The following is a 6,097-nucleotide window of genomic DNA, read 5'->3' on the forward strand; positions in this document are numbered from 1 at the left end:
CCGTCTTCTGCGCTTCGGCCTGCTTGACGTAGCTGGCGACCGCCGCCGCGTCCGGGTGGGCCGCCAGGCCATGTCCGATCGGAATCAGATTGCCGACGAGCAGGCCGATGATCAGCGCGAAGCTCGAGACGATCTCAAAATAGACCAGCGCCTTGACGCCGACGCGGCCGACCTTGCTGGCGGATTGGATGTGGGAGATGCCGGAGACGACGGTGCAGAAGATGATCGGCGCGATCACCATCCTGATCAGCTTGATGAAGCCGTCGCCGAGCGCCTTGATCCAATCACTGGTGGCAAGGTGCGGCCACAGCCAGCCCACGATGACTCCGATCACGATCGCGATCAGCACCTGGATGTAAAGAATCCCGTACCAGGGCTTCTTCACCGCCGGTATTCGCGCGTCATACGTCCCGCTCCCGGTCCCTGCCGCCATGGCCCTTCCTGCTCCTGTCTGGAATGTGGAGGGCAGGTTGTCCCCGGCCCTTGCCGCGGCCACCTGACACAAATTGTCAAGCCGAAGTCAATGGAATGATGGGGCTAATGGCATCCCGACCGTGTTCCTATGCAAGCCAGCGTGCGACCCGCGCCACCGCCTCGCGCATGTCGTCCGCCGACCGCGCGTAGGACAAGCGAATGAAATGGCGCCCCCGGAACGGATCGAAATCGACCCCCGGCGTGGCCGCGACATGGGTTTCCTCCAGCATGCGCTTGGCGAATTCGAAGCTGTCGGAGGTAAAGTCCGAGACGTCGGCGTAGAGATAGAACGCGCCGTCGGCCGGCAGGAACTTGGTCAGGCCCGCTTTCGGCAGGCCTTCGATCAGGATGCGGCGGTTCTCCTGATAGCCGTGCTTGATCGCTTCCATTTCAGCCGTGCCATCGAAGGCCGCTTCTGCAGCGATCTGTGACAAGGTCGGCACCGAGATCGCCAGATTTTGCTGTAGCCGCTCGACGGGGCGGGCCAGGGCTTCCGGCACCACCATCCAGCCGATCCGCCAGCCGGTCATGCAGAAGTATTTCGAGAACGAGTTGATCACAAGCGCGTCAGGCGACAGCGCGGCCGCTGTGACCGCCGGGAACGCGTAATCGAGCCCGTGATAGATCTCGTCGGAGATGAAGCGAATGCCGGCATCATGGGCCGCGTCGATCACGCTGGCGAGGGCCTCCCTCGACATCATCGTGCCCGTTGGATTGGCCGGGCTCGCAACCAGGACGCCCTTCAGCGGGGTCTTGCGGTGCGCGGCCAGCAGCGCCTCGCCTGTCAGCGCGTGGCGCGTCTCGCTGGTGGTCTCGATCAGCACCGGCTCGCAGCCGAGCGCAGTCAGGATATGGCGATAAGGCGGATAGCCCGGCACCGTCACCGCGACGCGGTCGCCGGGCTCGAACACGGCGAGGAATGCCAGGATAAAGGCGGCGGACGAGCCTGTCGTGACCACGATCCGGCCTGGATCGACGGTGCAGCCATGGCTGTCGCGATAATAGCGCGCGATCCGTTCGCGCAACGACGCCAGGCCCAGCGCCGACGTATAATCGATCCGGACCTGCTCCAGCGCGGAATGGGCCGCCGCGATCGCCGCGCGCGGCGCTGGCGCCGCCGGCTGCCCGACCTCCATGTGGATGACATGGCCGCCGGCAGCCTCGATCCGCTCGGCCGCCGCCATCACATCCATCACCATGAACGGCGGAACATTACTGCGGTTCGAGGGCGTCGTCAGGGCCGCAATCCCGCGTTCCACCGTGTCTCTCAATGTCGCATCGACCATTGTAATCTGCTATTGACCCGAGCTGTCCGAACCCAGCCTTCGATCTGGCGCTGCATCTGCCCCAGACCGGCCGCATTCCACGGATTGGTGGGCAATAGCCCGTCTCGAGCCGCGCGCCAATTGCAAAGATCGCCCCCGATGTTGCTCCACACCGTGCTTCGCAAGAAACTCTCGGTTCCGCTTGCGGCCTTGGTCGCAGCGGCCCTCAGCCTGACACCGTTCGCGCAGGCGAGCGCACAGCAGAACAAGGGCCCGCCGATCCTCCGCGACACCGAGGCCGAGGCCTTGTTACGTGACTATACGCGGCCGATCCTGCGCGCGGCCGGCCTGGAGAAGCAGAACATCCAGATCGTCATCATCAACGACAACTCCTTCAACGCCTTCGTGGCCGACGGCCGCCGAATCTTCGTCAATTATGGCGCTATCATGCAGTCGGAGACCCCGAACCAGCTGATCGGAGTGCTAGCGCACGAGACTGGCCATCTCGCCGGCGGCCATCTCGCCAAGATGCGGCTGCAGATCGCCAATGCCCAGACCATGATGATCATCGCCACCGTGCTCGGCGCCGGCGCACTGGTTGCGGGCGCGAGCACCGGCGGCGGCGGTAGCGGCCTTGCCAATGCCGGCGCGGCGGCGCTCGCCGGCCCGCAGGAGATGGTCCGCCGCTCGCTGCTGTCCTATCAGCGCTCGCAGGAGGAGAATGCCGACCGTGCCGGCGTGAAGTTCCTGACCGCGAGCGGCCAGTCGCCCAAGGGCATGTACGAGACCTTCAAGCGCTTCACCAATGAGAGTCTGTTCGCGGCCCGCGGCGCCGACCCCTACCTGCAGTCGCATCCGATGCCGGCCGAGCGCGTCGCCGCGCTGGAGGAATTCGCCCATTCGAGCCCCTATTGGGACAAAAAGGACGATCCGACGCTGCAGATGCGCCACGACATGGTTCGCGCCAAGATTTCGGCCTTCATGGAGCGCCCCGATACCGTCAATCGGCGCTACCCGATCTCCGACACCAGCTTGCCGGCACGCTACGCCCACGCCATTTCGACCTATCTCCACGGCGACCTGCGGAGCGCGCTGGTCCAGATCGATGGGCTGATCAAGCAGCAGCCCAACAACCCGTATTTCTACGAACTGCGCGGCCAGGCGCTGCTCGAGGGCGGCCAACCGGCGGAGGCGATCGCGCCGCTACGTAAGGCGGTCTCGATCTCGGGTGGCGCACCGCTCATCGAGATGTTACTTGGGCAGGCGTTGGTCGCAACGGATAATAAGGCCTACACTGAGGAGGCCATCACCATCCTGCGCAACGCGGTGGCGCGCGAGACCGAAGCGCCGCTCGGCTATACTCAGCTCGCGATGGCCTATGGCAAGAAGGGCGAATACGCGGAGGCCGATCTCGCATCGGCGCAGGCCGCTTTCCTTCGCGGCGACAACAAGACGGCACGCGAGCTCGCCTCCCGCGCCAAGACGCGATTTGCCGTTGGCTCTCCGGGCTGGGTCAGGGCAGACGACATCGTCGCGGCAAAGCCGATGAAGACGAACTAGGAAGCAGTCGACGCTGCGACGTTTGCGCACTGCCCGATCCGTTTATTCGCTGTTACGACCATCGACACGAAACCCAACGCTTGACCCAGAGGAAGTCTTCCATGCTGTCATTCCGCCCGCTGCTTTCCGCAGCTTTCGCATTTGCGCTCTGCGGCGCGCCTTTGGCTGCATCGGCCCAGAGCTTCAATGACGGCCAGCGCGGCGAAATCGAGACCATTATCAAGAGCTATCTGGTCTCGCATCCGGAGGTGCTCGAGGAAGCGATGGTCGAGCTGCAGAGGCGCCAGACCGCCGCCGAAAGCGCCAAGCACGAGGCCAGCATCTCGCAGAACGCCGAGACCATCTTCAACTCGCCGCGCGGCGTCGTGCTCGGCAACAAGGACGGCGACGTCACCTTCGTCGAGTTCTTCGACTACAATTGCGGCTACTGCAAACGCGCGATGGCCGACATGCTCGACCTCATGAAGACCGATCCGAAGCTCAAGGTCGTGCTGAAGGAGTTTCCGGTGCTGAGCCAGGGCTCGGTCGAAGCCGCGCAGGTCGCTGTCGCCGTGCGCATGCAGGCGCCGCAGAAATACCTCGACTTCCATCAGAAGCTGCTCGGCGGCCGCGGTCCTGCCGATAAGGCCCGCGCGCTCGCAGTCGCCAAGGATCTCGGCCTCGACATGGCCAGACTCGAGAAGGATATGGCAAGCCCCGAGGCTAAGGCGACGATCGAGGAGAATTTCAAGCTCGCCGAAGACATGGGCATGAACGGCACGCCGAGCTACGTGATCGGCAAGCAGGTGGTGGTCGGCGCGATTGGCGAGGATGGCTTGAAGGAAAAGATCAGCAACGCGCGCTGCGGCAAGGCGACCTGCTGATCGCGGCACGACCGAAAAGCGGAAATTGCTTCAGGGCCGGCGGAATCGCCGGCCCTTTTCGTTGTCGTTCAGCTTCATGAGCAGACGTTCACCTGCTCAAACAAAATTTAGGAACCTGCCGCCGCCTGCTGGAACCTCCGCAATCGGGTGCCGTTGTTCGCGCGGGCAATGCCAATATGTGAGGAGGAGTTCAGATGACAAACCGTTTGATGGTTTCTGTGGCCGCGATCGCGCTGATTGCCGGCGTCGGTTATGCGAATGCGCAGGGTGCCGGTGGCGGCCATGAATCCGGCGGCGCAGCGATGCACAACAGCGCAGGTAGCGGCGCGGCAGGAGGTGCCGGCACGTCGGCAGCCGGCGGCGGCGCGGCCGGTGGTACGATGGAGAACCGTGACAGCGCTGCACCTTCGCAGAGCACAGGCTCGTCCGAGATGAAGCAGAGCCAGTCCGAGCAGAAGTCGGGCGCCATGAAGAACGAGCGCGCCGAGGAGAAGGGCCAGAAGTCGAAGAGCATGAGCTCCGAGAATGAGAAGGGCGGCGCTACCAAGGACATGAAGGCGGAAGGCCGGCAGGAGAAGAACGGCAGCACCAATGCCGAGAACCGCGAAGGCAGTTCGAAGAGCAACATGAACGCCGAGGGCCGTACCAACAACAACAACATGAACGCCCAGACCAAGACCAATGAGCGTTCGCAGACGACCACTGGTCAGGCCGGCGCCGGCGCCAAGCTCTCGACCGAGCAGCGCACCAAGATCACCAGCGTGATCCACAACGAGCACGTCAAGTCGGTCACCAACGTGAACTTCTCGGTCTCTGTCGGCACCCGCGTGCCGCACGATGTCGAATTCCATCCGCTCCCGGCCGATGTCGTGACCATCTATCCCGAATGGCGTGGTTATGACTTCATCCTGGTGCGCGACGAGATCGTGATCATCGACCCGAGCAGCTACGAGATCGTCGCGGTCATCAACTCCTGATCCGACCAGACTTGACGGCCAAAACCTGACGGCCAAACTTTGCGACCAAGGGCGGGCAGCGATGCCCGCCCTTTTGCCCGTGTCGCTTCGGAAAGGCCGCGGGCCACGGCGCAGCCGGGCGCGGCTGAGAGGTGTCGGCCGTTAGCCAACAATTTCCGCGGCTTGGATGTGATCCCTCGCGCGCCAAGCGAGGCAATTGCGGCAACATCTTGCCGTGCGAAAGACTTCCCCTTCGCAGTTTTGTTACCTATAACGCCCGCCATCTGCCGCCACATTGCCGGGATTGGGATGGCCATAGCCCCTGACCAGACGATCTACGTCCTCAACGGACCGAACCTCAATCTCCTGGGGACACGGGAGCCCGAGACCTATGGTCACGCCACGCTTGCCGATGTCGAGAAGCTGTGCACTGAGACCGCGGCCCAGTTCGGCCTGGTCGCGGCGTGCAAGCAATCCAACCATGAAGGCGTGCTGGTCGACCTGATCCACGAGGCCCGCACCAGGCAGGCCGCAGGCATCATCATCAATGCGGGCGCCTATTCGCACACCTCGATCGCCCTGCATGACGCCCTGCTGGGGGTGAAAATCCCCACTGTCGAGGTGCACATCAGCAACATCTATACCCGCGACAGCTTCCGTCATCATTCCTTCACCGCGAAAGCCGCGTTTGCGTCACTTTGTGGCTTTGGAATTGATGGCTACCGGCTCGCCATCGCCGGTCTCGCTGCAAAAATTGGCGCCAAGGCCCAAGCCTGACGCCGCCACCACGTCCAGAATCCGGAAGAACATCATGGCGCGCCAGCCCACCGACAAAACCCCTGCGAAATCCGAGGATGCCGAGCTGATTCGCGAACTCGCCGCTCTGCTCGACGAGACCAGCCTCACCGAGATCGAGCTCGAGCGTGCCGGCTTGCGCATCCGCGTCGCGCGCAACGTCACGGTCGCTGCGGCACTGCCC

6 protein-coding genes and 1 pseudogene are annotated in these 6,097 nt (G+C 63.6%); 5 read left to right on the forward strand and 2 right to left on the reverse strand.

Features of this window, described 5'->3' with window-relative positions; translation table 11 throughout:
* Together WA702_RS07170 and WA702_RS07175 are read right to left on the reverse strand one after the other, a co-directional pair.
* Window positions 1-433, reverse strand: a 433-nt coding sequence (locus WA702_RS07170; RefSeq protein ID WP_425109833.1) for a cation:dicarboxylate symporter family transporter, incomplete at its 3' end; no start/stop codon positions are given.
* A gap of 127 nt (window positions 434-560) precedes the next feature.
* The gene (locus WA702_RS07175) at window positions 561-1,760 is read right to left on the reverse strand and encodes a pyridoxal phosphate-dependent aminotransferase (protein ID WP_425109834.1); all 1,200 of its coding nucleotides are present in this window, start codon (window positions 1,758-1,760) and stop codon (window positions 561-563) included.
* Between the two features lie 138 nt (window positions 1,761-1,898).
* Here WA702_RS07175 and WA702_RS07180 point away from each other — a divergent pair, with 138 nt between their 5' ends.
* The 5 genes and pseudogenes from WA702_RS07180 to WA702_RS07200 all read left to right on the forward strand — a co-directional run.
* Window positions 1,899-3,299, forward strand: a complete 1,401-nt coding sequence (locus WA702_RS07180; protein WP_425109835.1) for a M48 family metalloprotease — start codon at window positions 1,899-1,901, stop codon at window positions 3,297-3,299.
* A gap of 101 nt (window positions 3,300-3,400) precedes the next feature.
* On the forward strand, window positions 3,401-4,162 hold the full coding sequence (locus WA702_RS07185) for a DsbA family protein (RefSeq protein WP_425109836.1): 762 nt from the start codon (window positions 3,401-3,403) through the stop codon (window positions 4,160-4,162).
* Between the two features lie 194 nt (window positions 4,163-4,356).
* A complete protein-coding gene (locus WA702_RS07190) occupies window positions 4,357-5,139 on the forward strand; it encodes a DUF1236 domain-containing protein (protein WP_425109837.1) in 783 nt (260 codons plus the stop codon).
* 288 nt (window positions 5,140-5,427) lie between these two features.
* Window positions 5,428-5,895 (forward strand): type II 3-dehydroquinate dehydratase, encoded by a 468-nt coding sequence (aroQ, locus tag WA702_RS07195; RefSeq protein WP_425109838.1) that lies wholly within the window; start codon window positions 5,428-5,430, stop codon window positions 5,893-5,895.
* A gap of 34 nt (window positions 5,896-5,929) precedes the next feature.
* A pseudogene (locus tag WA702_RS07200) lies at window positions 5,930-6,097 on the forward strand (acetyl-CoA carboxylase biotin carboxyl carrier protein); the annotation flags it as partial.

This window comes from Bradyrhizobium sp., assembly GCF_049798375.1.
In the GTDB taxonomy this organism is placed as follows: domain Bacteria; phylum Pseudomonadota; class Alphaproteobacteria; order Rhizobiales; family Xanthobacteraceae; genus Bradyrhizobium.